23 protein-coding genes are annotated in these 26,549 nt (G+C 69.8%); 15 read left to right on the top strand and 8 right to left on the bottom strand.

The genetic code is table 11. The features are described from left to right. The first annotated feature begins 78 nt into the window (after nucleotides 1-78). Nucleotides 79-1,071 carry a hypothetical protein gene (locus HUX53_RS20245; RefSeq protein WP_176404785.1) on the top strand — a complete coding sequence of 331 codons (993 nt, stop codon included), beginning with the start codon at nucleotides 79-81 and terminating at the stop codon, nucleotides 1,069-1,071. A gap of 11 nt (nucleotides 1,072-1,082) precedes the next feature. Here HUX53_RS20245 and HUX53_RS20240 read toward each other — a convergent pair whose 3' ends face one another. Together HUX53_RS20240 and HUX53_RS20235 are read right to left on the bottom strand one after the other, a co-directional pair. Next, nucleotides 1,083-3,464, bottom strand: coding sequence for a hypothetical protein (locus tag HUX53_RS20240; RefSeq protein WP_176404784.1), 2,382 nt, complete (start codon nucleotides 3,462-3,464; stop codon nucleotides 1,083-1,085). A gap of 55 nt (nucleotides 3,465-3,519) precedes the next feature. Then, complete coding sequence (locus HUX53_RS20235; protein ID WP_176404783.1) at nucleotides 3,520-5,139, bottom strand: hypothetical protein; 1,620 nt, start codon at nucleotides 5,137-5,139, stop codon at nucleotides 3,520-3,522. Nucleotides 5,140-5,235: 96 nt separating this feature from the next. Between HUX53_RS20235 and purS the strand changes: the two genes are divergently transcribed. The 5 genes from purS (at nucleotide 5,236) to HUX53_RS20210 (ending at nucleotide 10,752) form a co-directional block, all read left to right on the top strand. Further along, the gene (purS, locus tag HUX53_RS20230; RefSeq protein ID WP_083946837.1) at nucleotides 5,236-5,478 is read left to right on the top strand and encodes a phosphoribosylformylglycinamidine synthase subunit PurS; all 243 of its coding nucleotides are present in this window, start codon (nucleotides 5,236-5,238) and stop codon (nucleotides 5,476-5,478) included. A 226-nt stretch (nucleotides 5,479-5,704) separates the two neighbouring features. Then, entirely contained in the window at nucleotides 5,705-6,148 is a 444-nt protein-coding gene (locus tag HUX53_RS20225; RefSeq protein ID WP_217919652.1) for an ATP-binding protein, read from the top strand. 100 nt (nucleotides 6,149-6,248) lie between these two features. Next, nucleotides 6,249-6,929, top strand: a complete 681-nt coding sequence (purQ, locus tag HUX53_RS20220; protein WP_176404781.1) for a phosphoribosylformylglycinamidine synthase subunit PurQ — start codon at nucleotides 6,249-6,251, stop codon at nucleotides 6,927-6,929. Nucleotides 6,930-8,122: 1,193 nt separating this feature from the next. Next, complete coding sequence (gene purL / locus HUX53_RS20215; RefSeq protein WP_176404789.1) at nucleotides 8,123-10,417, top strand: phosphoribosylformylglycinamidine synthase subunit PurL; 2,295 nt, start codon at nucleotides 8,123-8,125, stop codon at nucleotides 10,415-10,417. Between the two features lie 113 nt (nucleotides 10,418-10,530). Further along, nucleotides 10,531-10,752 carry a PLD nuclease N-terminal domain-containing protein gene (locus HUX53_RS20210; protein ID WP_176404780.1) on the top strand — a complete coding sequence of 74 codons (222 nt, stop codon included), beginning with the start codon at nucleotides 10,531-10,533 and terminating at the stop codon, nucleotides 10,750-10,752. A gap of 94 nt (nucleotides 10,753-10,846) precedes the next feature. On the opposite strand, the gene HUX53_RS20205 is transcribed toward HUX53_RS20210, so the two are convergent. The 3 genes from HUX53_RS20205 to HUX53_RS20195 all read right to left on the bottom strand — a co-directional run bounded on the left by HUX53_RS20205 (nucleotide 10,847) and on the right by HUX53_RS20195 (nucleotide 15,152). After that, complete coding sequence (locus HUX53_RS20205) at nucleotides 10,847-11,821, bottom strand: hypothetical protein (protein ID WP_176404779.1); 975 nt, start codon at nucleotides 11,819-11,821, stop codon at nucleotides 10,847-10,849. Between the two features lie 190 nt (nucleotides 11,822-12,011). Beyond that, nucleotides 12,012-13,172: a S8 family peptidase gene (locus tag HUX53_RS20200; protein ID WP_176404778.1), complete on the bottom strand. Its 1,161-nt coding sequence runs from the start codon at nucleotides 13,170-13,172 to the stop codon at nucleotides 12,012-12,014. A gap of 168 nt (nucleotides 13,173-13,340) precedes the next feature. Next, the gene (locus tag HUX53_RS20195) at nucleotides 13,341-15,152 is read right to left on the bottom strand and encodes a serine/threonine-protein kinase (RefSeq protein ID WP_176404777.1); all 1,812 of its coding nucleotides are present in this window, start codon (nucleotides 15,150-15,152) and stop codon (nucleotides 13,341-13,343) included. Nucleotides 15,153-15,222: 70 nt separating this feature from the next. On the opposite strand from HUX53_RS20195, the gene HUX53_RS20190 reads away from it, so the two are divergent. The 4 genes from HUX53_RS20190 to purM all read left to right on the top strand — a co-directional run bounded on the left by HUX53_RS20190 (nucleotide 15,223) and on the right by purM (nucleotide 19,318). Beyond that, nucleotides 15,223-15,666, top strand: coding sequence for a sterol carrier family protein (locus HUX53_RS20190; protein ID WP_176404776.1), 444 nt, complete (start codon nucleotides 15,223-15,225; stop codon nucleotides 15,664-15,666). Between the two features lie 35 nt (nucleotides 15,667-15,701). Further along, nucleotides 15,702-16,337: a LamG domain-containing protein gene (locus tag HUX53_RS20185; protein WP_309237331.1), complete on the top strand. Its 636-nt coding sequence runs from the start codon at nucleotides 15,702-15,704 to the stop codon at nucleotides 16,335-16,337. Nucleotides 16,338-16,841: 504 nt separating this feature from the next. Further along, nucleotides 16,842-18,296: an amidophosphoribosyltransferase gene (gene purF, locus HUX53_RS20180; RefSeq protein ID WP_176404774.1), complete on the top strand. Its 1,455-nt coding sequence runs from the start codon at nucleotides 16,842-16,844 to the stop codon at nucleotides 18,294-18,296. Beyond that, a complete protein-coding gene (gene purM, locus HUX53_RS20175; RefSeq protein ID WP_176404773.1) occupies nucleotides 18,293-19,318 on the top strand; it encodes a phosphoribosylformylglycinamidine cyclo-ligase in 1,026 nt (341 codons plus the stop codon). The genes purF and purM overlap by 4 nt, the downstream gene beginning before the upstream one ends. A 408-nt stretch (nucleotides 19,319-19,726) precedes the next feature. Here the strand turns inward: purM and HUX53_RS20170 are convergent, their stop codons facing one another. Together HUX53_RS20170 and HUX53_RS42585 are read right to left on the bottom strand one after the other, a co-directional pair. Beyond that, nucleotides 19,727-19,933, bottom strand: coding sequence for a DUF3073 domain-containing protein (locus tag HUX53_RS20170; protein ID WP_176404772.1), 207 nt, complete (start codon nucleotides 19,931-19,933; stop codon nucleotides 19,727-19,729). 323 nt (nucleotides 19,934-20,256) lie between these two features. Continuing rightward, on the bottom strand, nucleotides 20,257-21,339 hold the full coding sequence (locus tag HUX53_RS42585) for a Glu/Leu/Phe/Val dehydrogenase (protein ID WP_176404771.1): 1,083 nt from the start codon (nucleotides 21,337-21,339) through the stop codon (nucleotides 20,257-20,259). Nucleotides 21,340-21,423: 84 nt separating this feature from the next. Between HUX53_RS42585 and HUX53_RS20160 the strand changes: the two genes are divergently transcribed. Then, complete coding sequence (locus tag HUX53_RS20160) at nucleotides 21,424-22,341, top strand: hypothetical protein (RefSeq protein ID WP_176404770.1); 918 nt, start codon at nucleotides 21,424-21,426, stop codon at nucleotides 22,339-22,341. A 273-nt stretch (nucleotides 22,342-22,614) separates the two neighbouring features. Then, a complete protein-coding gene (gene bldC, locus HUX53_RS20155; protein ID WP_012850682.1) occupies nucleotides 22,615-22,818 on the top strand; it encodes a developmental transcriptional regulator BldC in 204 nt (67 codons plus the stop codon). Between the two features lie 185 nt (nucleotides 22,819-23,003). Here bldC and HUX53_RS20150 read toward each other — a convergent pair whose 3' ends face one another. After that, nucleotides 23,004-23,693 (bottom strand): TetR/AcrR family transcriptional regulator, encoded by a 690-nt coding sequence (locus HUX53_RS20150; protein ID WP_309237330.1) that lies wholly within the window; start codon nucleotides 23,691-23,693, stop codon nucleotides 23,004-23,006. Between the two features lie 378 nt (nucleotides 23,694-24,071). Here HUX53_RS20150 and HUX53_RS20145 point away from each other — a divergent pair, with 378 nt between their 5' ends. The 3 genes from HUX53_RS20145 to HUX53_RS20135 all read left to right on the top strand — a co-directional run bounded on the left by HUX53_RS20145 (nucleotide 24,072) and on the right by HUX53_RS20135 (nucleotide 26,434). Next, complete coding sequence (locus tag HUX53_RS20145; RefSeq protein WP_176404768.1) at nucleotides 24,072-25,106, top strand: LacI family DNA-binding transcriptional regulator; 1,035 nt, start codon at nucleotides 24,072-24,074, stop codon at nucleotides 25,104-25,106. A 166-nt stretch (nucleotides 25,107-25,272) separates the two neighbouring features. Continuing rightward, nucleotides 25,273-25,524 (top strand): hypothetical protein, encoded by a 252-nt coding sequence (locus HUX53_RS20140; protein WP_217919645.1) that lies wholly within the window; start codon nucleotides 25,273-25,275, stop codon nucleotides 25,522-25,524. An 85-nt stretch (nucleotides 25,525-25,609) separates the two neighbouring features. After that, nucleotides 25,610-26,434 carry an N-acetylmuramoyl-L-alanine amidase gene (locus HUX53_RS20135; RefSeq protein ID WP_309237329.1) on the top strand — a complete coding sequence of 275 codons (825 nt, stop codon included), beginning with the start codon at nucleotides 25,610-25,612 and terminating at the stop codon, nucleotides 26,432-26,434. Nucleotides 26,435-26,549 lie beyond the last annotated feature (115 nt).

Here is a 26,549-nt window from a genome sequence, read left to right as displayed (position 1 = left end):
GGCCTCACGGGGTTTTAACCTTGCCTTTTCGTCGGCGGCGGCGAATGTGGATAAGAGGCCGGCCCCGGCCAGGTCGTGGTGATCGCCGGGGACCGTGAGACCAGCCGGTCTCCTCGGGACGGCGAGTACGCGGTTCGGGTCAACATTCGCTCTAACGGCGGCCTGACGGTCGACCAGGAGACGGGCAGGATCTACGTTCCGGTCGCCGGAGCCGGTGGGCGGCGAATCGCACGGATTGAGGGCGATGGACGGATCACGATGCTCTCGGTCGGTATGGCCGACGCGCAATTGGCCGTATCGGGCGATCGCCTTTGGCAGCTGGCCTCGTACGCCGGGCTCCAGTTGTCCCGGACGTCGCTTTCCAGCTTGCAAACGACGGACGTGCTGGGCTCGGATGAGGTGACGTACCCTCGGCTCAGGATTCTTGACCGACATGGAAAACCGCTTCCCCGGTCAAAGGTGGATCGGCTTAACAAGTACTGGAAGGGATCCCAGTTCGCCTTGAAAGGTGACGGGGATCCCATCGTGCTCTCTCGGGCCGGAGAGCTGTTCGAAGTCGTCGGGCGAGACGCGTTGAAGCGTTGGGAGCCATCGGGTTATGAGGCTGCTCTGCGAGGATTGGGCGGCGCGGACGACTTTCAAGCGACTGATCTCGTCGCTGACGGCGCACACGGTGTCATCGTCTTGGGCAAGGGGGGCCTTCTCCGTGCGGGCGGCAACGGCGACGTACGCGGCGTAGGGTTTCCCAGTTCGGTAAGGGAGGCGCCGCCATGGACGGCGGCGTTGCCACTGAGCGGCGGTGCCGTCCTCCTCCTGGGCGGGGTGTCCCCGCTCCAGGGAACGCCGCGACCTGCCCTGATCACAGCGGACGGCGAACTGCAAGCGCTGTCGTTCGGCCCGCAGAAGGAGTGCGACGAGTTCGACGGCACGATGGCGGACGTCGCCTCCGCTGACCCGGGCGGTGTCTCCAAGGCGCGTGACGGAAGCTACATCATGCTGAACAAGTTCTGTGGGCTCGTCTACTCGTTCCGGCTGCCCAGCCCTCTCTCCGGCGCTCCCTATCGTCAGTGACCGGGCGGGTGTCACTCATTCGGAGCATTGTGTCCGACAGCTCCTTCTGCCTCGCCGACGAGGTCTTCCCCGCTCAAGTGTGGTTTCACTCCGGGAGGGGTGAGCCAGGCCTCTTTGATCGCTTTCATTACCTGCTTGGAATCACGCCCGGCAAGGGGCCAGAGCAGTAGAGCGGCGTCAAGGTCCTTGTCTCCGGTGTGCGTTCCCTTCCAGAGTTGGACGGCATGTGCGAGGTCAAGGTAAAGCTGGTCGGTGTAGGTCGCGTACTTGCCCCTGATCGCTTCGACATTCTTTTCGTAGTCGCTGTACTTTATCTTGTCCAGAGCGAGGTCGGTACCTATGGCGTACCCATCGGTGGCGCCGGGGACCGCCGCCACCGTCGTGGCGCCGAGCATGCTTCCGGCAACGTCGCGCAGAATGCCGAGGTGCTTCTTGGCATCCTCGAATTCCTGTTGAGTGAGCTGCTCTCGCTTGAGCCTTTCGAGTCCGTAGGCGGCGATGAGGTTACCCTCCACTTGCCCGGCACGTTTTGCGGCGAGCGGCCACTTGTCCGTACGCAGGCCCCAAGCGAAGATGAGTTGGCGATACACCTCGGTGTCGGCGGCGATTTGTGTCCAGGCGCGGTCGTCTGCGGCGAAGGTGCGGAGGAACTGTTGTACATCGTTACCGTCGATGTTCACGTAGGTTCTGCCCGTCGCATGATCCCGGGTCGGCAGGCCAGTGCCGCCGCTCGTGCGGTTGGCGTCGGCGAGAGCCGGGATGTACATGCGTGTCATCGCCAGTAGTCCGGAGTTGAGGCCGGGGCCGAGTTCGAGGGTGTAGTGCTGGCTATGGGTTGTGCCGGGAGGGGCCTGGTCCATTCGCGGCAAGATGTTGAACCATGGAATCAAATCGAGCGGCGCTCCGCTCTTCAGGGGCTTTTCGACCTTCTCGCGGCCTTTGTCGTTCCACCAGCCGACTGACTTCATGATCTCGGCAGCGTTCAATGCGGCCTGGTCCTCGTGGCCCTTTGCTGGAGCGGTCGCCAGCCGGACGACCGAACCGGCGACGGTACCGCCGTCGGGCCAATCGGGGGCTACGAGCAGGGAGGCGTACGTGCCCCCGGTGCCGCGAGTCAACCAGGTGATGGCGGGTGCCTTGTCAGGGTCCTCGATGATGAACGCGTCGTCCAACTTCATCGAGGCCAGGTTGCGGGCGGCGGTGAGATCCTTCTGGCCGGAGATGCGGCTGAGGACGGCGAGTGCGGGGTCGTACTCGCGCAGCGTCTTGGCGTCGGGGTACTTCCCGGAAGGGCCTGAGATGCCCCATGACCTCCACCAGAGTCCATGAGGCTGGTTGAGTACCTTGGTGTGCCCCCGGTCGCCCTCGTCATAAGTATGCGTGATCTCATAGGACGGATGCTTCTGGCGCCAGCGGAGGGCGGCCTTTCCCAGGTCGGTCAGGATGGCGCTGCTCCATTTGATGTTGGGGGCGCTCAGTTTGACCAGGAGGGCTTGGCCGGGCATGTCTGTGCCAGCGGGGCCTAGGGCCTTGGCGGCTATTCCTTCGGTTTCTTTTTTGCGGGATATGGCGGCTACGGCTGTGCCCAGGTTGCCTACTGTCTTCTTGTCTTCCGGGGATAGGCCGCTGGTTTTGGTCAGTTGGTGTAGGCGGTAGGGGAGTTTTCCTGCGGAGCCCGGTGGGATGTTGGCGAAGAAGGTTGCCAGGTAGGTGGTGTTCTTGCTGTTCTCGGCCAGGGTGCGGGCTATCTCCGACATCAGGGCCGGGGTCGCGTTGCCTGGGTGGGTTGTGTGCTTCAGCCAGGCGCGAGCCTGGAGGCGGGCCAGGTCGGTCATTTCCTTGGAGCCGAAGCGTTCCGTGTCTGGGATTTCGATGACCGGGCCCTGGATCAAGGGGGTCGCCGTCACCTCGTTCTCGGCCAGGGCGTACATGGTGCGGGTGCGCATGCGGGTCGCCTGGGTGCGGCACCAGGCAGCGGTGTTGTCGCAGGCCGTGGTGCTCGGGATGTCGGGGTAGGCGAGGGCTAAGTGGCCGCGGATCATTTTGGCGCGGTGGGGGAGGTCGGCGGCGGCGCGGGTCAAGGCCGTTTCGAGGCGTTCCAGGGCGGACGGGGAGACTGAGGCGATGCCCGGTTTGCCGGTCGCGGGTGTTACGCGGGGGATGTCGGGTGGGTCCAGGACGAGGGGGAGCTGGTTGTAGCGGGCGACCGTGCGTTCTACCTCTAGCATCAGGCGGTTCAGTGACCGGTTGTGGCCTTGCAGGTCGGTGGTGAAGGCGGCGGCGGAGCCGCCCTGCCAGGTTTGCGGGCCCATCTGGCGGGTCACTTCGGACATTGCCGTGGAAATCGCCTGGAGTTCGGCGTGTACGGCGCGAGCGTCGATCTTGAGGGTCATGACCCGCCTCCTTTCGCCGTGTGAACGGTAATGAAAGGGAGGCGGGGGCGGGGGGTTATTCGCGGGAGAGGGCCCTCGTGGCGCCGGCGGCTACGGTCAGGCCGAGGACGAGGCCGGCGGCGACGATGAAGTTCGCTATCCACTGGTAGACGCCCTTGGGGGCGAACTCGATCTCCTGGCCGAGGCTGCCGATGGGGAGGAGCAGGTCGAGGGTGTAGAAGAAGGCGTTGAAGTGGGGTTTGTGGCCGTCGTCCAGGACGTCCGGCTGGTGGATGGAGAAGACGATCGTGCCGAAGGCGAGGAGGCCGATCAGCCAGCTGGCGGCGCGGAACGGGCGGTAGCCGTAGCCGACCAGGGCGTCCTGCAGCCAGCCGACGATCTTGCGGGGGAGGCCCTGGGTCTGGCGGCGGTCGCGGGCCTTGGCGAGCAGGACGGAGCGGCCGTCGGCGTCCAGGCCGAGGGTGCGGTAGGTCTGGGCGAGGCGCTCGTAGGGCTGCGGGGCGTAGCCGTCGGTGTCGCGGCGCAGCCAGTCGAGGCGCTCGCGGGCGGTGAGGGGCGGTTCGAGGGTCTCGTACTGGAGGCCGTCGAGCTGGAGGCGCTCCGGCCAGGAAGCGGCGTCGTCGCGGAGCAGGTTGATGCGGGCGTAGGAGAAGTCAGCGGTGCCCCTGATCGGTTCGGCGGTGCGCAGGAGCAGCTCTTCGGCCTGGACGCGCTGGAGGCTGAGGGCCGTCCCGTTGTCGTGGCGCAGGCGGGCGTCGCGCAGGCTGAGCTGGCCGGTGACGCGGGCGCCGGAGAAACTGACGGCGCCGACGGCGGTGAAGCCGTCCGAGCAGTAGATGTCGGTCTCGACGGTGAGGTCGTCCGCGTTGAGGGCGGTGCGTTCCGGTGCGGACAGGTTCGCGCCGACGAAGGAGAGGTAGCCGCCGACGCTGGCGCCGCGGAGGCGGATCTCGCCTTCGGCGGTGAATCCGCCGTCGCAGAACACGTTCGCGGCCACGTCCAGGCGGCTGGCGTACAGGGCGACGCCGGACGGGTTGTAGAGCCGCGCGCCGCGGAAGATCAGCTGTCCGCCGATGTGGGCGCCGGGCAGCCGGACCTCGCCGTTGGCGATGAACCCCTGGTCGCAGTAGACGTTCGCCTCGACGGAGAGGCGGTCGGCGAGCAGCGCGTCCCCGCCCGGGTTGGTCAGCTGGACGCCCGACATGTTCAGGATTCCGGTGATGTTGGCGCCGTCCAGCCAGAGGCCGCCGTTGATCCGGCTGCCCTCCAGCCACAGGTGGCCGTCCACCCGGGTGCCGGACGCGACCAGGCCGGGCAGGCGGCAGCGCATCAGGTGGACGCTGGTCATGCTCGCCCAGTACAGGTGCGGTGCGTCGTCGAACGCGCAGCCGGTGAGGGCGAGGGGGACGGTGACCTCCGCGTGCCCGAGGTTCAGCGAGCCGGTGATGCGGGCGCCGGCGAGCCGGACGGCGGCGACCTGCCCCGGCTCGGGGTCCACCGCGCCGACGAGGAGTGCGACGAGGACCTCGGCTCTGACCACCCGGTCGTGTCCCCACCGGTCGGACTGCCCGATGTCGTCGAGCGCCGGGTCGCCGGTCGACAGGTCGACCGCTTCGCCCTTCGGGAACGCCTTCCACAGGCGGCGTTCCGAGGGCGTCAGGTCCTCGATGTTCATCGGGTGGCTCCGGGGGGATGCGGATGGCTCGTGCAGAGCCATGGTGCCGTACGCTTCAGATCGTAAGGAAAGGTGCAGATCAGTGAGGGGGCGGTCGTGGCGCGTGTCGTCGTGGACGTCATGCTGAAGCCGGAAATCCTTGACCCGCAAGGCCAGGCGATCGCCAGGAAACTGCCGCAGATGGGGTTCGACGGCGTGGTGGCCGTCCGGCAGGGCAAGCGGTTCGAGGTGGAGCTGGAGGGGGACGCCGACGAGGCGGCGCTGGAGCGGGTCGGGAAGATCGCCGAGACGCTGCTGGCCAATCCGGTCATCGAGAACTACGAGGTGCGCGTTCTCTGACCGGCATCGGCCGGAAATAGTGCGGAATACCATTCGGTATCCGTGCGGAGCCGGCTCGTTCCGCACCGTTGCGCGGGCCGTGAGATTTCCCGGAAAGACCCGTGAGTATAGCGATTACGGAGTATTCCGCCGGGGAAGTGTTAGCTCCGTCGAGTCGTCGAGCGCGCTCCGGGACCGGGGGAACGATCGGGAAGCCCGGGGCATGACACGAGGTGTCCGGGTGGATATGAGGTTCTCGCTCGCGCTGCCGCGCGAGGCGCTGACCATCCCGGTGATCCGGCGGGTGGTGGGGGACGCGCTGCGGGGGCTCGGCGTATCCGCCGACTGCGTCGACGACGTCCTGGTCGCCGCGTCCGAGGCGTGCACGAACGTCGTCCAGCACGCCCGCGCGTCCGGGGAGTACGAGGTGACCGGGCACGTCGACGACGGTACGTGCCTGCTCACGATCACCGACTGGGGCCGCGGGCCGCGGCCGGCGCCCGCCGCAGACCGGGGCGCGTTGAGCGAGTCCGGCCGCGGGCTTAAAATCATGCGGGCGCTGGTGGACGAACTGGACATCGACTCCGTCCCCGACCGGGGCACCGTCGTTCACCTGCGGAAGCGGCTGACCTGGAGCGACGGGGCCCTGGTACGCCGCCTCGACGCCCGCCTCATGCACAACGCCGGGTAGATTAGGACGCGCGCGGGGGGTATGCGACGCGCAGCGGGGTGATCGGCGGAGGAGATCCCGACCGTCCCGGCCGCCGCCTTCTTTCGGAGGAACAGAACAGATGGACGCTGCCCGGGTAGGCATCATCACCTTTCCCGGTTCTCTGGACGACAAGGACGCCGCACGTGCCGTCCGGCTGTCCGGCGCCGAGCCGGTCGCCCTCTGGCACGGCGACCACGACCTGCAGGGCGTCGACGCCGTCGTGCTGCCGGGCGGGTTCTCCTACGGGGACTACCTGCGGGCCGGGGCGATCGCCCGGTTCGCGCCACTCATGACCGAACTGGTGGCCGCCGCCGGCAAGGGGCTGCCCGTGCTCGGCATCTGCAACGGCTTCCAGGTGCTGTGCGAGTCGCACCTGCTGCCGGGCGCGCTGCTGCCGAACGCCGGCCTGCACTTCGTGTGCCGCGACCAGCGGCTGCGGGTGGAGAACGCCGACACGGCCTGGACCAGCGAGTACGGAGAGGGCCAGGAGCTGGTGATCCCGATCAAGAACCGGGACGGCCGCTACACCGCCGACCGGGAGACGCTGATCGAACTGGCCGACACCGGCCGGATCGTCGCCCGCTACGTCGACCTGAACCCGAACGGCTCCCTCGACGACATCGCCGGCATCTGCAACGAGGCCGGCAACGTGGTCGGGCTCATGCCCCACCCCGAGCATGCCGTGGAGTCGCTGACCGGACCGTCCACCGACGGGCTCGGTTTCTTCACGTCCATTGTCAAGAGACTGGTCAACGCATGAGTGAGCAACGGCCCCACGCTTCCGGACGAGCCACCCGGGACGCCTCCGACGAGCCGTCGATGGAGTGGCTCGGGGAGCTCAAGTCCGACGCGGACGACCCCGAGCTCCAGCCCGTCAGCCCTTCGGTGACCCAGGGTTTCAAGGCCATCATCGACGAGGACCGGAACGCGGGCCCGGCCGCCCGTCCGGCGCAGCAGGACCCCGCCGCCCCCGCCGCCTCCGGGCCGTTCACGGGCCCCATCCCGGTGCTAGACGGCGAGCAGCCGCCCGCCTCCGCCGGGACCGTCGAAGGGCCCGAGCAGGAGTTCGCCCGTGCCCTGGAAGAAGAGCGCGCTGTCGGTGACCCCTCGTCCACCGTGGTGGACCCCTCTTTGACCATGCCTGACGTGAACGGGCTCGCGGGGCCTCGGCCGCCGGCGCAGCCCGGCGGCTCGGGCACGGGGCCGCAGCCCGCGCTCGGTACCGGTCCGCAACCGGCCGCCGTGACGGGCACCGGCCCGCAGCCCGCCGTCGGTTCCGGGACGGGCCCTCAGCCCGCTGTAGGTGCGGGGACGGGGCCGCAGCTGATCGTCGACCTCAACACGGGGCCGCTGGCGCGCCCAGAGGGCTCTGGGACGGGCCCGCAGCCGACCGTTGGGCCCAGCAGTGGTCCGCAGCCGATCGTTGACTTGAACGGCGGTCCGCTGGCGCGTCCGGAGGGCCCCGGGACGGGTCCGCAGCCGGTTGTCGGGACGGGTACCGGTCCCCAGCCTGCCGTCGGTTCCGGGACGGGCCCGCAGCCGGCCGTAGGGGCGGGTACGGGTCCGCAGCCGATCGTTGACTTGAACAGCGGCCCGCTGGCGCGCCCGGAGGGGCCTGGCACTGGTCCGCAGCCGGTCGTCGGGACGGGCACCGGTCCGCAGCCTGCCGTCGGTTCCGGGACGGGCCCGCAGCCGACCGTCGGGTCCGGCACCGGCCCGCAGCCTGCGGTCGGGCCTGACAGCGGTCCGCAGCCCATCGTGCACACCGGTCCGCTTCTGCCCGTGCGTGCGGAAGGCCCCGGGACGGGCCCGCAGCCGCGCATCGGCACCGGGCCGCAGCCCGCCGTGGGCCCGGGGACGGGTCCGCAGCCCGCGCTCGGTCCGGGCACCGGCCCGCAGCCGACGGTGGAGACCGGCACCGGTCTTCAGCCCCTCCCGCGGGGAACCGGGCCGATGCCGGCCATCGAGGGCGGCGGCCACGGCACGGACACGGTCGCCATCGCCGCCGCGACCCCCGACCGTCCGCAGCCCTATGTCGAGCTTGGGATGAACGACGAGGAGTACCGGCGCGTCCGGCACATCCTCGGACGTCGCCCCACGTCGGCGGAGCTGGCGATCTACTCCGTCATGTGGAGTGAGCACTGCTCCTACAAGAGCTCCAAGGTGCACCTGCGCCAGTTCGGTGACAAGGCCCCGAAGACGGACAAGCTCCTAGTCGGCATGGGCGAGAACGCCGGTGTCGTGGACATCGGCCAAGGCTGGGCGGTCACCTTCAAGGTGGAGTCGCACAACCACCCGTCCTACGTGGAGCCGTACCAGGGCGCCGCTACCGGCGTCGGCGGGATCGTCCGCGACATCATGTCGATGGGTGCGCGCCCCATCGCCGTCATGGACTCGCTCCGTTTCGGCCCGGCGGACGCTCCCGACACGCAGCGCGTCCTGCCCGGTGTGGTGGCCGGTGTGGGCGGCTACGGGAACTCCCTTGGCCTGCCCAACATCGGCGGCGAGACGGTCTTCGACGCCTGCTACGAGCAGAACCCGCTCGTGAACGCCCTGTGCGTCGGCGTGATGAAGCACGAGGACATCCAGCGCGCCATCGCTTCGGGCCCCGGCAACAAGGTGATCCTGTTCGGCGCCCTCACCGGCCCGGACGGCATCGGCGGTGCGTCCGTCCTGGCCTCGGCGACGTTCGATGAGGAGTCGCACCAGAAGCGGCCGTCGGTCCAGGTGGGCGACCCGTTCATGGAGAAGCTGCTCATCGAGTGCTGCCTGGAGCTGTTCAACGAGGACCTCGTGGTCGGCATCCAGGACCTCGGCGCCGCCGGGGTGTCCTGCGCGACGACGGAGCTGGCCGCGGCCGGCACCGGTGGCATGCACGTCGACCTCGACACCGTCCCGCTGCGCGACGAGACGCTCCTCCCCGAGGAGATCCTCATGAGCGAGTCGCAGGAGCGCATGATGGCGGTGGTCTCGCCCGACAAGGTCGACCGCTTCATGGAGATCTGCGGCCGCTGGGAGATCCCGGCGACGGTCATCGGCCAGGTCACCGACACCCGTCGGCTGGTCATGACGTGGCGGGGCGAGACGATCGTCGACATCCCGCCGACCACGGCCGCCGACGAGGGCCCGGTCTACAACCGCCCGCTGGAGCCCCCGCACGACCTCGGAGCCCTACAGGCCGACACCCCCGGGCACCTCACGCGTCCGTCCAACGGCGACGAGCTGCGCCGGACGGTCCTGTGGCTGGCCGGCTCACCGAACCTCGCCGGCAAGACGTGGGTGACCTCGCAGTACGACCGGTACGTGCTGGGCAACACCGTCATGGCGATGCCCGAGAACGCGGGCGTGGTGCGCGTCGACGACGAGTCCGGTCTGGGCATCGCGCTGTCGCTGGACGGCAACGGCCGCTACACGCGCCTCGACCCGTACTCGGGCGCGCAGCTCGCGCTGAGCGAGGCGTACCGCAACGTCGCCGCCACCGGTGCGCGGCCCCTGGCCGTCACGAACTGCCTCAACTTCGGCTCCCCCGAGGACCCGGGCGTCATGTGGCAGTTCGCGCGCGCGGTCGAGGGCCTGGCGGACGGCTGCCAGTACCTGGGCATCCCGGTCACGGGCGGCAACGTCAGCTTCTACAACCAGACGGGCGAGACCCCGATCAACCCGACGCCGGTGATCGGTGTCCTGGGCGTCCACGACGACGTTCGCCGCCGGGTGAACATGTCGCTGACCACCGACGGCGCCACGATCGCGCTGCTCGGCGAGACCCGCGAGGAGTTCGGCGGCTCGGAATGGGCGCACGTCGTCTACAACCACCTGGGCGGCCTGCCGCCGCTGGTGGACCTGAAGGCCGAGGCGGCGCTGGCGTCGGTGATGGTCGCCGCCGGTCGCGAAGGCCTGGTGACGGGCGTCCACGACCTGTCGGACGGCGGCCTGTCGCAGACGCTCGTGGAGTCGTGCCTGCGCGGCGGGCTCGGCGCCCGAATCACGCTGCGGGGGGACCCGTTCACGGCGCTGTTCAGCGAGTCGGTGGCCCGCGCCATGGTCGTGGTCAGGCCGGGCGCTGAGGGACGCCTGCAGGCCCTCTGCGAGTCCGCCGGGGTTCCGGTCGCCCAGCTCGGCGTGGCGGGCGGCGACGCCCTCCACGTGACCGGACGCGGCCCGGACGGCGACCAGCAGGAGCTGTTCAGCATCGGCCTGTCGGAGCTCCGCGAGGCCCACGAGCGCATGCTCCCGAGCTACGCCGACTGATCGACGCGCAGACGTTCAAGCGCAGACGAAAGGGGCGCCCCACACGCGGGGGCGCCCCTTCCGTCTCGTCCGGCCCCGTCTAGCCTGAGAGTGCAACCGGTCTAGGGGGAGGCATGGTGGGTTCCAAGCAGCGCTGGTCCGAGCTCAGCCGAACGGAACGCTCGGTCATCGCGGGCGCCACGACGGTGCAGCTGTCGCTGCTGGCGGCCGCTCTGGTCGACCTTCAGCGCCGTCCCAGCGACCAGGTGAAGGGCTCCAAGCGACTGTGGCGGACGCTCGCCTTCGTCAACTTCGTGGGCCCGATCTCCTACTTCCTCTTCGGCCGCCGGAAGTAGGCGCCCGAGCCGCGTCCGGCCAGAAGACGTCCGGCTAGAAGACGTCCGGCTAGAAGACGTCCGGCTAGAAGACGTCCGGCTAGAAGACGTCCGGCTAGAAGACCGAGACGTGGACGTGGTCGTAGTGGTTGGCGGTCACGCCGCCGCGGTTCTCCATCATGCGCCAGCCGGGGCTGCGCATGTCGTAGATGCGCTGGCGCCAGATGACGTACTTGATGCCGAGGGCGCTCGCGTGGGAGATGGCGTACTCGGCGGTGCGGTCGCCCTGGGCCTTGGCGCTGCCGCCCGCCATCACGCCGCCGGTCGTCACCATGAAGTCGCAGGCGTGGCCGGTGCCGTGGTCCTGCGGGTCGCCGGTGTGCCGGACGCAGCCGATAGTGGGGAAGGGGCCCATCTCCAGGTCGAGAGTGTTCTTGACCTTCAGCATGCGGGGCGTGACGCCGCCCATGCCGATGCTCGGCGACTCGGGCTTGTACTTCTTGACGAGCTGCTGGATCTGGGCCTTGCGGCTCTTCAGGTCCTTGATCTCCTTCTTCAGCTCCGTCATCTTCAGCTGGGCCTTCTTGCGCGCCGCGAGCTGGTCGTCGACGAGCTTCTGGATCTGCGCGACCTTCGCCGCCTTGTTCTGCGCGAGGTGGCTGACCAGGGTGGCGTTGCTGAGCATGTCGCTCGGGTTGGCGTCGGCCAGGAACGAGACGGTGGGGTCCTCCCCGCCGGTCATGTACTGGGTCGCGGCCAGCTGGGCGACGAGGTTGCGGGCCTCGACGAGGTCCTTCTGCAGGTCGTTGGACTTGCTCAGCGCCTTCTGCGCGGCGTACTGGGCGTCCTTCAGCTTGGCGAGGTCGCCGCCGTACTCCTTGTCCAGCTTCTCGATCTGGCGGTTCAGCTTGGCGAACTTGGCGCTGTCGCCCGGGTCCATGGGGACGGACATGGGCGGCGCCGCGCTCGCGGACGGGGTGGCGGTCCCGATCAGCGGCAGTGCGGCGGCGATGGCCACGAGAGCCGTGGCGGTGCGGCGCCCACCTCGCCGGCGCGCGGTGGGCCGACAGGTGGAGGCGGGGGTCTCCACGTGTTCTCCTCTCGTCATGGCCGTAGGTACGTCGTTCGTTGGTACGAAGGTCCAGGGGCCCGAAGGTCAATGAAGGCTAAAGAACGTCTCAGCCTCGCCAAGGGTAGACCCCAAGGGACGGGTGGGACGGTCTGGTACGCGAGAAGCCCGGCCCCCTTGCTGGGAGCCGGGCCATCTTACGTGACAGGTCTCACAGCGTGCCCTTGTAGAGCAACCGGTTGGCCTGCGAGCGCAGCCGCTTGAGGCTGTGCGTGGAGTTGTCGTTCAGCCACTTCTGCACCTGCGGGAAGGTGGCCGTCTTGTGGGTGGACAGGTAGAGCGCCGCGACACCGCTCACGTACGGGGTCGCCATGGACGTCCCGCTGAGCTTCTCGGAACCGCCGCCGGGCCACGTGGACCAGACGCCGTAGCCGGGCGCGTTGATGTCGATGCACTTGCCCCAGTTGGACCACGTCGCGCGGTTGTCGTAGGTGGTGGTCGCGCCGACCGCCATGACCCAGCCCGCGCTGGACGGCGAGAACTTGCAGGCGTCCTTGTTGTCGTTGCCCGCGGCCACGGAGACGAACACACCGGACTTCGACAGGTTCGTCACGGCGGTGTTCAGCGCCGTGGACTTCGGCCCGCCGAGCGACAGGTTCGCGACGGCCGGCTTGGCGGCGTTCGTGCGCACCCAGTTGACGGCGGCGATGACGTCCGACACCGAGCCGTAGCCGTCGCAGTCGAGGACGCGGACGGCGCGCAGGTTCACGCCCTTGGCGGCGCCGTAGGTCTTGGAGCCGAGGATGCCCGCGACGTGGGTGCCGTGGCCGTTGCAGTCGCGCCCGTCGCCGCCGAACGGCGCCGCCCAGGCGACGGTGGCGCGGCCGCCGAAGTCCGGGTGGCCGACGTCGATGCCGCTGTCGATGATGTAGGCGTTGACGCCGCTTCCGGTCGACTTGTAGTAGTAGCTCTTCGAGAGCTTCCTGGACCGCTGGTCGATCCGGTCCAGCCCCCAGGGCAGGGGGTACTTCTGGGTCGTGTTCGCCTTGACGACCTGGTCCTGCTCGATCGCGGCGACACGGTGGTCGTTGCGCAGCTTGTTCAGCTGGTCGCCGCTCAGCTTGGCGGCGAAACCGTTGAGGGCGCCGTCGAAGCGCTTGACGCCCGTGGCCCTCACCTGCTTGGCGGCGGCGTCGGTGGACGCTCCGGGCTTCAGCGTGACGATGTACTGGCCGGGCACCGGGGTGCCCTGTGCCGCCGTCACCTTCACCAGGGACGACGAGTCGTCGGCGAGCACGGGGAGCGCCGCAGCGGCGCCGAGGCACGTCGCGACCGCGCCGGCCAGCAGCAGCCTTCGGTGGACAGCCCGCAAGGCTTCTCCTTCTGCAGGGGGGACCACGCGCGGACGGGCCCCATCACAAGATCGATGATCTCGACCGGAAGGAAACCTTAGCGGAACTGTCCTGATTTGAGGTGACAAATTGGACGTGGTGCCAGATGTGGCTTTTCTGTTGCCAAACCGAGTCTGTCGGGGGCGGGGTCAGGCGCGGCTGAGCCTGCCGCCGTAGCCGAGGCTCGTCCCCGGCCTGCTCCACGTGTACTGCAGCGTCCCGTCCGGCTGCCGGGTGATCTCGACGACCCCGCTCGTGCACGGCTTGCCGATCGCCAGGTTCATCTTCAGCGCGCTCTCCGTGCCCCGGGTCAGCGTCAGCGTGCCGGTGCACTTCTCACGCGGATACACCGCGCGCGCGGTAGTGCCGCCTGCCTCGAACGTGACCTCGACTGGGAAGGACACATTGCGGTTGGTGTTGACCAGATTGCCCTTCCAGGTCCCGGCGAAAGAAGCGGGGATGGTCGTCACCGGACGGTTGTTGGACGCGTTCGCGCTGTCCGGGGGCGCACCGTTGTCGTCCTTGAGCTGGGGCCACAGCACCAGCGCGATGATGGCGATACCGACGCCCACACCGATGAACAGTGAAAGGGCGACACCGAGCACATGGTTGCTGGGGCGCCGCATTCGCGCGATGGACGACAGCGGTGAGGAACGTCGCTCGTCGCCGTCCCGCGCACGGCCGAGCCCAGGGATGAGGTGCGGCTCGGTGAAGTTCGGATGGTCATGCAGGTCGGCGGCGTCGAAAATCGCCGTCGAGTCGTGGCCGACCGCGTCGAACCTCGTGGTCTGGTCCGCCTGGGGATGCTCGTCTCGCTTGCCTGAGGCGCCCGGACGTTCCGCGTCCAGGCCGATCGCGCCGAAGGTCGCCGTCGCCTCGAAGGCCCCCGGGTCCAGATCGGCCGCGATCGGCTCAGGCTCGGACGTGGGCTCGAGGCGGGGCCGGCGGGTGCGGGACAGCTTCCCGAGGAAGGGGAGGGACGGCGGCGACGGGGGGTCGACCGGACCCTCCGCCATAGGGGGCGCTGGGGTTCCCATAGGCGGACGTGGCGGCGGCACCGTCGGGGGGACGTTCTGCTGGGCGGCCGGACCTCCGGCCAAGGCGCGCCCTTCCTCAACCATCGAAGGCGGCATGCGGCTGGGGAGCGGGCTGGACGCCCCCAGAAGCCGGTCAAGAACCTGCGGCGCCGTAGGACGCTCTGCCGGATCCTTGGAAAGAGCACTCGCGAGGACGTCGCGCAAAGAATCCGGGACGGCCGACAGGTCCGCCTGGTCGTAGACGACGCGCCGCATCACCTGCTGCGACGAACCCTCGCCGAACGGCGGCTTGCCCGTTGCGGCGAACACAAGGGTCGACGCCCAGGCGAACACGTCGGCGGCCGGGCCGATGCCCATACCGCTCAGCTGCTCTGGAGCCTTGTAGGACGGGTCTTCGGTCATGTGTCCGGTGAAGGAGACGTTCACCGCCTCCAGAGCGCGCGCGATGCCGAAGTCGCTCATCCTGGGGCCGTCCCGTCCCAGAAGGACGTTTCCGGGCTTCAGATTGTGATGAAGCGCACCCGCCCGATGGACGGCCGCGAGCGCGACCGCCATACCGACGGCCAGACGCTCGACGACGGCGCCGCCGCGCACGCCCTCCTCGTCCACGAGCTGCTGGAGGGAGGGACCGTCCACCCACTGGCTGACCACATAGGGGCGGTCGCCGTCCACGTCAGCGGCCAGGATCGCCGCCGTGCAGAACCCGGACACCTTCCGGGCGGAGGAGAACGCGCCGGCGAACCGGGACCTCGCGACGGGCTCGCCGCTGAGCCGCACATGCAGGACCTTCACGGCGACGTGGCCGCCGGCCTGGTCCCTGCCGAGGAAGACGGCGCCCTGCTCACCGACGCCGAGCCGGCCCGTGATCTCGAACGAGCCGAGTCTCAGCGGGTCACCCGGCTGCAGGGGCAGCGCCTCGGGCATCTGACGAACCTCCGTGTCCTCCGGGACGGCGTCCCATTCTGCCGTGGCCGACGGGGTAGCTTCGTTCGCGATGCCGCGAACTCCGCTTTCCCTGGCCGTCCTGAACGAGCAGCGCGCCGCGCTGGGCCTGCCGCCCCACCCGGGTCCGGACGAGCCCGCCGCGCTCCGTCGCGCGGCTCTGGACACGGTCCTCGCCGCCGCCGAGGCAGGTGGCGCCGAACCGTCCCGTCCGGTGGTCAAGGGCGCGGTGCGGTTCCTGCTCGACCGGCTCGCCGAGCTGGCCCCGGGTCGTTCCGTGGAGGTCCGGGTCCCTCCGCACGCCGCCGTTCAGTGCATCGACGGCCCGCACCATACCCGTGGTACGCCACCGAATGTGGTGGAGATGGACGCCGCGGCCTGGATCGCGCTGGCCACGGGCCGGTTGGCCTGGGCCGACGCGGTCATGGACGGACGGGTAAGGGCCAGCGGCGCGCGCGCGGACCTCTCGGACTATCTTCCACTGCCCATCGACTGAGAGCCTGCTGTGCGGGAGTATCCGCCTTGCTGGAGGTGATCCCCGTGCTGATCGCGCATTGGACGTTCGACGTCGCCACCGTGGACGGCCGCAGGGTCGCGGAGGCGACCGGCGCCGGACCCGCCGCCGAGCTGGACGAGACCGCCGGGATCGTGCCGGGCCGGGACGGTGAGGCGCTGTCGCTCAACGGCCACGACCGTGCCGTGATCCCTGCCACACCCCAACTCGTCCTGAGCCAGGTGTTCGGGTTCAGCCTGGCGTTCTTCGTCCAGGTCTCCGAGCCGCCCACCGGAGAGTGGCGCAGCCTCGTCTACAAGCCGGTCGCGGAGAACGATGCGCGCGGCCTCGGCCTGTGGCTGTATCCCGACGAGATGCGGCTGCGGGTCCAGTTGTTCACGGTCAAGGGGCCGGACTACGTCGACAGCCGCACAAGGCTGACGCTGGGGGAATGGGCACATGTCGTCGTCGGTGTGAACACCCAGGGGATGTTCCTCTACGTCAACGGCAAGCTAGATGTGACCTTCCCGCTGGAACATCCCGTCGTCACACCGGCCGGACCCATCTACCTGGGCAGCGAACCCACCAAGCCGGGATTCGGCGGCCTCATGGACGACTTCCGCGTGTACGCGTCACCGCTCAACGAGGAAGCCGTCCGCGCGCTGTCTGAGTGAACGTCGTCTGAGTGAACGTCCGTCTTGGCGAACGGGAACTCGCGTTCGACGCAGCCCCGGCGGGACGGCTCGTCCGGGTACCGCGCCTCGTCCCCGCAACGCGCGGCCTTGCTCAGCAGCCACAAAAGCGACCCCGCGCCTATGACGAGGGCAAGGGCCGAACAGACGACCCCCACGACGGCGGGCCGCCGGTCAGCGTCGCGCCGGACGAGAGCGACCGTCCCCAGAACGAGCCCCACGACAGCGGGGAGCACGCCCAGGAAGCAGAGCGCGAGCCCCACCAGCCCGACGATTCCGAGCACCTGCGAGGCCCTCGCCAGACCGCTCCGCCGGGGCGGCGCGGGGGGCGAGTAGGTCTGGTACCCGGGCAGCGTCATGTGTCCCTCCACGTGTCGACCCTCAGATTCCCCCGAGCCGTGTGTTGCCTGTGGTTCGGGCGAGTAAAGCTCCGTTAAGACATGCCACCGATCGGAGCAGGTGAACCGGGCATCTAGACTGATTGGCGTGCCTCTCCGTGACGGACGTCTGAGCCACGACATCGATCCCTCCGACCGCGCTCCGCAGGACGCCTGCGGGGTCTTCGGCGTCTGGGTCCCCGCCGACCAGGCGTCGCGGGCCGAGGTGAGCAAGCTCACCTACTACGGCCTGTACGCGCTCCAGCACCGCGGGCAGGAGTCGGCGGGCATCGCCGTCAGCGACGGCTCCCGCATCGTCGTGTTCAAGGACATGGGCCTCGTCGCCCAGGTCTTCAACGAATCGGTGCTGAACACGCTGCGCGGCCACATCGCCGTCGGCCACTGCCGCTACTCCACGACCGGTTCGCCCACATGGGAGAACGCCCAGCCCACGTTCCGGTCGACGGACGCGGGCGGGCTCGCGCTCACCCACAACGGCAACCTCATCAACACGCCGGAACTGGCCGCGAAGCTGGAACCGGGCGTGCTGACCGCGACGAGCGACACCGAGGTCCTCACGGCGCTGTTCGCCCACCACGGCGAGGGCGGCCCGATGGCCGCCGCCCGCGAGATCCTGCCGGCCACGCGCGGCGCGTACTCCCTGGTCTTCATGGACGAGGGGACGCTGTACGCCGCCCGCGACCCGGAGGGCGTCCGGCCGCTCGTCCTCGGCTCCCTGGAGGCCGGCGGCTGGGTGGTCGCGTCCGAGACGGCCGGGCTCGACATCGTCGGCGCCCGCTTCGTCCGGGAGATCGAGCCGGGCGAGATCATCGCGATCGACGACGCGGGCGTGCGGTCCGAGCGGTTCGCCGAGCCGCGCCCGAAGGGCTGCCTGTTCGAGTACGTCTACCTGGCGCGGCCCGACACGGCGATCGCCGGACGCAGCGTCCAGGCGACCCGCGTGGAGGTCGGGCGCCGGCTGGCCCGCGAGCACCCCGTCGAGGCCGACATGGTCATCCCGACTCCCGAGTCGGGCACGCCGGCCGCGATCGGCTACGCGGAGGCCTCCGGCATCCCCTACGGCCAGGGCCTGGTGAAGAACTCCTACGTCGGGCGGACGTTCATCCAGCCGTCCCAGACGATCCGCCAGCTCGGCATCCGGCTCAAGCTCAACCCGCTGCGCGAGGCGATCGAGGGCAAGCGGCTGGTCGTGGTGGACGACTCGATCGTGCGGGGCAACACCCAGCGCGCGATCGTGACGATGCTGCGGGACGCGGGCGCCGCCGAGGTGCACGTGCGCATCTCCAGCCCGCCCGTGGCGTGGCCCTGCTTCTACGGCATCGACTTCGCGACCCGTGCGGAACTGATCGCGGGGAACCTCTCCGTAGAGGAGATCCGCGATTCCATCGGCGCCGACACGCTCGGCTTCGTCTCCCTGGACGAGCTCATCTCCGCTACGCACATCGCCAAGGACAACCTGTGCCGGGCGTGCTTCGACGGCATCTACCCCATCCCGGTGGAGCAGGACGCTCGCGGCAAGCATCTGCTGGAGGTCGGCCGGTGACCTCCTATGAGGCCGCCGGTGTCGACATCGCGGCCGGTGAGCGCGCCGTAGAGCTGATGAAGTCCCGCGTGGCACGTTCACGGCGTCCAGAGGTCGTGGACGACGTCAGCGGTTTCGCGGGCCTGTTCGACGCCTCCGCCCTCGTGAAGTACAGGCGTCCGCTGCTCGCGACGTCCACGGACGGTGTGGGTACCAAGGTCGACCTGGCGCGACGCCTCGGCATCTACGACACGGTCGGGCACGACCTGGTCGGCATGGTCATCGACGACCTCGCCGTGTGCGGGGCCGAACCGCTGTTCATGACCGACTACATCGCCTGCGGGAAGGTCGTCCCGGAACGGATCGCCGACATCGTCGGCGGGATCGCGGACGCCTGCGCCCTGGCCGGATGCGCCCTCATCGGCGGCGAGACCGCCGAACACCCGGGTCTCCTGGAGGCGGACGAGTTCGACCTCGCGGGCGCGGGGACGGGCGTCGTCGAAGCCGACGAGATCCTCGGCCCGGACCGTGTTCAGGTGGGCGACGTCGTGCTCGCCATGGCGTCGTCCGGTATCCACTCGAACGGGTACTCGCTCGTCCGGCACATCCTGGCCACGACCGACCTGACCCTGGAATCCGCGCCGGCCGAACTCGACCGTCCGCTCGGTGAGGAACTTCTCACCCCGACGCGCATCTACGCCAAGGACTGCCTGGCGCTGACCCAGGCCGGTGGTGTGCGCGCCTTCGCGCACATCACGGGCGGCGGACTCGCGGCGAACCTGGCCCGCTCACTGCCGGCGACCATGGACGCCGTCCTGGACCGCTCGTCGTGGGAGATCCCGCCGTTGTTCCGCGTCCTGCAGGCCCACGGCGACGTGCCGCAGGCCGAGATGGACAAGACGTTCAACCTGGGCGTCGGGATGGCCGCGATCGTCGCCCCGGACGCCGCCGACGCGGCCCTTCGCCTGCTGACCGGCCGCGGCGTCCCCGCCTGGCCCCTCGGCGAGATCACCAAGGGCACCGGCCACGCCACCTTCGCCTAGAACCGTGTACTTGACGCACAGAGCCGTGCACCCGGCGGCTGGAGACGTGTGCCTCTGCGACGGCGACCAGAGCCGTATGGCCGGCGGCTGGGGACGTTGTGCGCGGCGACGCGGCGATCGACCGGTGGGACGCGCGGCGGCGAGGCGGCCCGAGGGTGCGGCGGGCGCGGTCATGAAGGCCCCGGAGCGTGACGGGGCGCGTGACGGGCTGAGAGGGGCCGTGGGCGCCTCTCAGCCCTCAGGTGTTACACGGCTAGCGTGAGCCGCCGAAGGCGCCCCAGAGGCGCTCTCGGCGGCCGGCGGAAACCATGACCCACACACCCCCCATAGAGGAAGAACCGCGGCGAACATGCAGAAGTCACGACAAACGCCACCGCCCGTGCGGGGCAGTGGCGTGTTGTCCGCCGGTCAACCGGAGGTGCCGTCCTTGCGGGGCTCCGTACCGTAGTCATCGGCGTAGTCGGCGTACTTCTCGGCGAGCTCGTCGTACGAGTCGTCACCGGAGTCCGGGACTCCCAGTTCGTCCTTCAGGCGGTCGAGGTCCGTGTTGCCGGTGTTGTACTTGAGCTGCCGGGCAACCTTCACCTGCTTGGCCTTGGCTCGGCCGCGACCCATTGGCTCGACCCCCTCGATGGTCAGGGCTTTCGTGGGCCCATCAACGCGCGCGTGTACCACACGAACCGGTGCCTGATGAGCCATGCGTCAGTCACGGGTACAACCGTACCCGTTTTGCGCCTGGCTCGGTACATCGACGGTACGTGGCGGCGCTCCTGTTGCTGATAACAACAGTGTATCCGGTGGTCACGAGTACGTGCCAAGGCCGCCGTGGGACGGTCGTACAGCGCCCCACGGCGGCCCTTACAACGGTCTTGCAACGGTCTAAACGGGTCTAGGAAGCCCCCTGTCCGGACCCGTCGCACAGACCGGCGAAGCGGGTTTCAGAGGAGGATCCCGCGGAGCCTGCCGATCTCGGTCATCCGGCGCTCCGCGAGCCGGTCGGCCGCCGCCGCCGGCGGGACGCCGTCATCGGCGGCCAGCGCGAAGATCTTCTTGGTGGTGTCGTAGATCCCGGTGGCGCGCGCCTTGGCGCGGTCGAAGTTGAAGCCCTCGATCTCGTCCGCGACCTGGATCACACCGCCGGAGTTCACCACGTAGTCGGGCGCGTACAGGACGCCGCGGTCGGCGAGGCTCTTCTCCACGCCCGTGTGGGCGAGCTGGTTGTTCGCGGCGCCGCAGACGACCTTGGCCCGCAGGACGGGCACGGTGTCGTCGTTGAGGGAGCCGCCGAGCGCGCACGGTGCGTACACGTCCAGATCCGCACGGATCATGGCGTCGGCATCCGCGACGACCTTCACCTCGGGGTGCAGTGACCGGACCCGGTCTACCGCGACCTCGTTCACGTCGCAGATCACGACGTCCGCGCCGTCCTCGCGGAGGTGCTCCACCAGCCGGTGGCCGACCTTTCCGACACCCTCTACACCGACCCGCTTGCCGCGCAGCGTGGGTGCGCCCCACACGGTCTCGGCCGTCGCGCGCATGCCCTGGAACACGCCGAACGCCGTGAGGATGGAGGAGTCGCCGGCACCGCCGTGCGCGACCGTCCGTCCGGTGACGAAGCGGCACTCCCGCGCGACGACGTCCATGTCCTCGCTGAACGTGCCGACATCGCACGCCGTGTAGTAGCGGCCGTTCAGCGACTGGACGAACCGTCCGTACGCCCTCAGCATCGCCTCGGACTTGTCGATGGCGGGGTCGCCGATGATGACGGCCTTGCCTCCACCGAGGTCGAGGCCGGCCAAGGCGGTCTTGTAGGCCATCCCCCGGGACAGGTTCAGCACATCGGCGAGTGCCTCCTCCTCGGTGCCGTAGGGGAAGAAGCGGGTTCCTCCCAGGGACGGGCCCAGCGCGGTCGAGTAGATGGCGATGATGGCGCGCAGGCCGCTGGCCTCGTCCTGGCAGAAGACGACCTGCTCGTGTCGGGGTTCGGTGCCCTTGTGGGGCGCCCCGAAGACATTAGGCACGGTAGTGCCCTCCTCTCTGTCTCTAGATCAGACTAGGGCGCCGGATGGCCCACGTCCGCCCCGATCTCGTGTCACGATGCGGTTGTGCTTCCGTACGCCGCGTACCTACGGGTTTATGAACCGGTGACCGCCTTCCCGGAGCCCGCGCGGACCCTGTGGACGGTCTACGCCGACTCCCGGCGGCGCCCGCGGCGGATCCACGCGCTCGGCGTGGAACACCGCGACGCCGCGCTCAGGCTGACCGGTTCGCCGCCCGAGGTCGCGCCGGAGCGGGAGAGCAGGGACGCCTACGTGCGGCGCCTCGACGACATGATCTACATCTGCCCGTGGGCGACGAGGCTGCGCTCCTGGCTGGCCTTCGAGCGGTTCAGGAACGAGCACGCCGCCGGTGTCGCGGCCGCGTTCGTCCCGCCGCCGGTCGCGGAACGGGCGATGAGCGACTTCGAGCAGTGGAAGAACGCCGGCCGGCCGCTGCGCCCGCACATCCTGACGAGCACCTGGCACGTCCCGCTGGACTGGTTCGTGCCGTTCGCGCGCGGTGAGCGGTGCCTGATGCTCGGCACCCCCGGGACCGGGTACCGCAAGTCCGACGACGCGTCCGAGGAGGCCGCCGGCCATGGCTCGGCCACGGCCGCGCCCGCGCGTACGCTCATCTACGTCACCTCCATGGGCGAGGCGCGTCGCCGGGTGGCGGCGGCGCTGCCGGTCGTGCGCGAGAACCTCGGCGACGGGACGGAGGAGGTCTACCTCCTGTCGGCCGGACGGCTGGAGACGCTCGCCCGGTGGCTCGGTGAGTTCCACCCGAGCGCGCTTGTGGAGCTCGACTACGGAGGGCTCGTCCACCTGATGGACGACCGTGCCCTGCGCGCGGACGAGTCGGTCGCCGAGATGACCGTGGCGCTCACCGGGATGGAGCGCGGCGAGGTCGAGCTGACCGTGGCGATGTACAAGCGCCTGCTGGCCCGCTGGCGGCCCGTCCGGGCGCTCGAGGCGGCGAACTAAAACAAATTTCCCGAATCCGCGCGCGATACGACTATACGTGTCGCTAGAATCACGCAGCGTGACCCAGTCGCCATCGCTCGGGTGTGGCACCCCGCGGCCGCGGGGATGTTTGCACGCAACTACCGCCAGGAACTTGCTTGTTGCGCTGAGTGGTGGCAAGGTTACACGTTGTGATGTCATAGTGGCTCTTTCGGGCCATAGGGGACATCAGTGACCACGCGAGGATCAATCGCAGGATCGCTGTCATCGGTCCACGAAGGAGAGGCCGCAAACATGTCAGCACGTACGCCAGAGGCCGAGCCCCTGTTGACGCCGGCGGAGGTGGCGACCATGTTCCGCGTCGACCCCAAGACCGTCACACGGTGGGCGAAGGCGGGAAAGCTCACGTCCATCCGGACGCTGGGGGGGCACCGCCGCTACCGCGAGGCGGAGGTGCGGGCACTGCTCGCGGGAATCCCGCAGCAGCGCTCGGAGTAGGAGCACGACCAAGGGGGGACGGCCGGGGACCACGGTCATCCGAGAACGGTGGGTCCCGGGCCGGTCGCCGTCCGGCCGGCATCCCGCCCGCGGATCCCGCGGGCGGGATCTGGCCTGCGCGGAATTTCGGACACCCTAGGCTCAATCGTCCACAACCGGACAGGTGCCCCCGGCAGCCCCAGGGGTTACTTGCTCAACTCCTCCTGGGAGAGGCGCTCGAACAGGGCGCCGGTGCCCGGATCGTGCCGGCCGGCCGTCTGCATGATGGCCACGAGCTGGTCGACGAGCAGCAGCTCCAGCTCGGGCCGGGGGACGTCCCGGTTCTCCAGCCAGTCCAGGCCGGCGGTCTCCACGACCGCCATCCAGCAGCGCAGCGTGATGCGCAGGACCGGCGGCGGGACCTCCACGTCCAGCGAGTGCAGTATCCGGTCCAGCAGCAGCTGGCGGATGCCGTCGACGATCTCGCCCGCCTCGCCGGAGCGGTCGGCCGGGCCGCCGCGCAGCAGCGCCGCGTAGCCCGCCGCGTGGCTCTCCACGAAGTCGAAGTACCGCTTCAGCGAGATGCGCAGCCGCTCCATCGGCTTGCCCTCGGTGGGCGGTTCCAGCAGCACCGACAGCTTCTTCGCCGCGCTGCCGAGCGCCGCGATGTACAGCTCGTACTTGCCGCCGAAGTAGTGGTAGACGAGCGCCCGGGAGGCGCCCGCCGCGGCCGCGACGTCGTCGATCGAGATGTCCTCGGGCGAGCGCGCGCTGAACAGCTGCAGCGCCGCGTCGATCAGTTCCTCGCGCCGTTCGTCCACGCTGAGCCGGCGACGCCCCCGTCCGCCGCCCTGCCGGCCCTGCGCCTTGTCACCGGCCACCGCACGATCTGCCACGTGGGAAGGGTATCCGAGGCGGACCCGCGGCAGATCCCGCCGACCGGCGCGCAAGCGCGCTTTGCACCGGGTCGTGATCATCCGCGGACACCCCTGTGATCCGGGACACCACAGGCCTGAACCACCATTCGCGGATGCCCGTTACTCCCTGTTGCGACGGCCCGGGGGGAAGGCGCGGCATCATGGCATCTCCTCCCGAGCGGAGGACGGCGCGCCGGCTTCCCCCGGCGGCGCGCCGTCGCGGCAGGTCCTGCAGGTCCCCCCGGACGGAGTGCCATGTCAGCTGATGAACCGAACCCGTACGACAGGCAGGGAGAGGACGCGGTGCCCCGGCCGCGCAGCGGATCCTCTCCCGCCGGGCGCGGCGAGGGGAGGCCGGTGCCCGCGCCGAAACCGACGATCCGCAACGTCGCCGAGCGCGCCGGAGTCTCCAAATCGCTCGTCTCACTGGTGATGCGGGGGTCGCCGCACGTGAGCGAACGCAGGCGGCAGGCCGTCCTGCAGGCCGCCCGCGAGCTCGGCTACCGGCCGAACGCCGTCGCGCGGAGCCTGGTCGAGGGCCGCACCCGGCTGATCGGCGCCATCGTCGCCGACCTGCACAACCCGTTCTTCGCCGAGTTCCTCGACGGGCTGCAGGAGAGCCTGCACGGCGCGGGCCTGCGGATGCTCGTCGGCAGCGGCCGCTGGGACCCGCTGTTCGAGGCGGAGGCCGTCGAGGCGTTCCTGGAGATGCGGGTGGACGGCCTGGTGCTGCTCAGCGTCGTCCCCGAATCGCTGAAGGAGGCCGCGGCGAGCGTCCCGGTCGTGGTCGTCGGCGAACGCGACGTGCACGGCGTCGACATCGTGGTGGACGACGACGAACTCGGCGCCAGCCTCGCCGTCGACCACCTCGTCGATCTCGGGCACCGGCGGATCGCGCACATCGAAGGGGCGCGCTCCACCACCGCCCACTACCGCCGCGCCGGCTACGAGCAGGCGATGCACCGGCACGGGCTCGCCGCCGAGATCGTCGTCGAACCCGGCGACTTCACCGAGGACGGCGGCTACCGCGCCGCCCGCGCGCTGCTGCGCCGCGGTGCCCGGCCCACCGCGATCTTCGCTCCCAACGACCTGGTCGCGACCGGTGCCCTCTCCGCCGCCGACGAGCAGGGCATGCGGGTGCCCGCCGACCTGTCCATCGTCGGGTACGACAACACCCATCTCGCCGCGATCCGCCACATCTCGCTGACCAGCGTGGACCAGCCGCGCCGCGACATGGGACGGGTGGCCGCCGAACTGCTCACCGCGCGCATCGGCGACCCGTCCCGGCACGCCCGGCAGAACCTGGTCGTCCCGCACCTGGTGGTGCGCTCCACGACGGGGCCCGCTCCCGCACGAACACGCCGCACCTGTGGCCGGTTATGGCCGAGGTAGGGAGACGGTTGATCGTTCCTGGAACCGGTGTCCGCCGGGTAAGGGGCCGGCCAAGCCTGCCGCATTCGCCGGCCCCCGGCCCGCCGCCGGGTGGTTAATGGGACTCACCGTCCGACGGGTGGACCCGGGCGGCCTCGGGGGAGGCCGCCCGGGACGAGGCAGTCTTATGGGGGTTCGGCTCGTGCGTGATCCGGAACTGGTGTCGTGCGCGCAGCGCGCGGCGAGCGAATTGGAGCGGGCGTGGTCGGAGTGGCGGCACGCGCGCGGCCTGGCCGAGCAGGTGTCGGAGTCCGTCGCCAGCTACGTGGCCCACTCGATCGACCACCCGTGGGGGCGTCCCCGCGTCGTCCTCGGCCTGGACGCCGACGAGGCGCGGGCCCTCGCCGCGCTGCTCGACAAGGAGGACCCGCTGCGCTGATTTCCCGGACTTCGTTTGACGAACCCGGATGGCCGTGCAAACTGTCAGGGTCCCGGTAACGAAGTCATCACGGAGGAATCGGCCTGTGCGCATCCATCGAGGCGGCCCGGCGGTCGCCGGTCTCGCGCTGTGCCTCGGCGCGCTCACCGCGTGCGGCGGCTCCTCCGGCCCGTCCGCCGGCGACCCCGCGACCCCGCCGGCGGCGCCGACCACGGATTCCGCGCGCACACCGGCGTCCGCCAAGGACGACGCCGCGCCCCTGGACGGCAAGGTCGTCGTCATCGACCCCGGGCACAACGGCGGCAACGCCGACCACCCGTCCGAGATCAACAAGCAGGTCAAGATCGGCAACGGCAGCAAGGCGTGCGACACGACCGGCACCGAGACCAAGGCCGGCTACGCCGAGCACGCCTTCACCTGGGACGTCTCCAAGCGGCTCGCCAAGCTGCTGCGCGCCCGCGGCGCCAAGGTCACCCTGACCCGCGAGGACGACAAGAGCGTCGGCCCCTGCATCACCGAGCGCGCCGCCGTCGGCAACGAGCTCAAGGCCGACGCCGCCATCTCGATCCACGCCGACGGCGCCGCCGCGTCCGGCCACGGCTTCCACATCATCGAGCCGATCTCCATCGGACGGAACGCCGACATGGTCTCCGGCTCCACCAAGCTCGGCAAGGCCCTGCGCGACGCCTACCACGAGGGCACCGGCATCCCGTACTCCAACTACCTCGGCAAGAACGCCATCGACCGCCGCGACGACCTGGGCGGCCTCAACATGTCGAAGGTCCCCAAGGTCTTCATCGAGTGCGGGAACATGCAGAACAAGTCCGACGCGGCCAAACTCTCCAGCTCGTCCTTCCGCCAGCGCATAGCCGACTCCCTCGCCAAGGGCTTCGAGACCTACCTCAGTTAACTGGGGGAGTCCCCGCCGCCGTTGCGGTTCGTCGTGCCCGTGCGGGCGTGTGCGGCGTCGCTGCGGTCGCCTGCGTCGACGGGCATGCCCGCGCTCCGTGGGTGAGGTTCGAACC

Source organism: Actinomadura sp. BRA 177, assembly GCF_013372625.1.
In the GTDB taxonomy this organism is placed as follows: Bacteria; Actinomycetota; Actinomycetes; order Streptosporangiales; family Streptosporangiaceae; genus Spirillospora.
The sequence above is the reverse complement of the archived record's forward strand: the minus strand, read 5'-3'. Positions and strand labels throughout refer to the sequence as shown.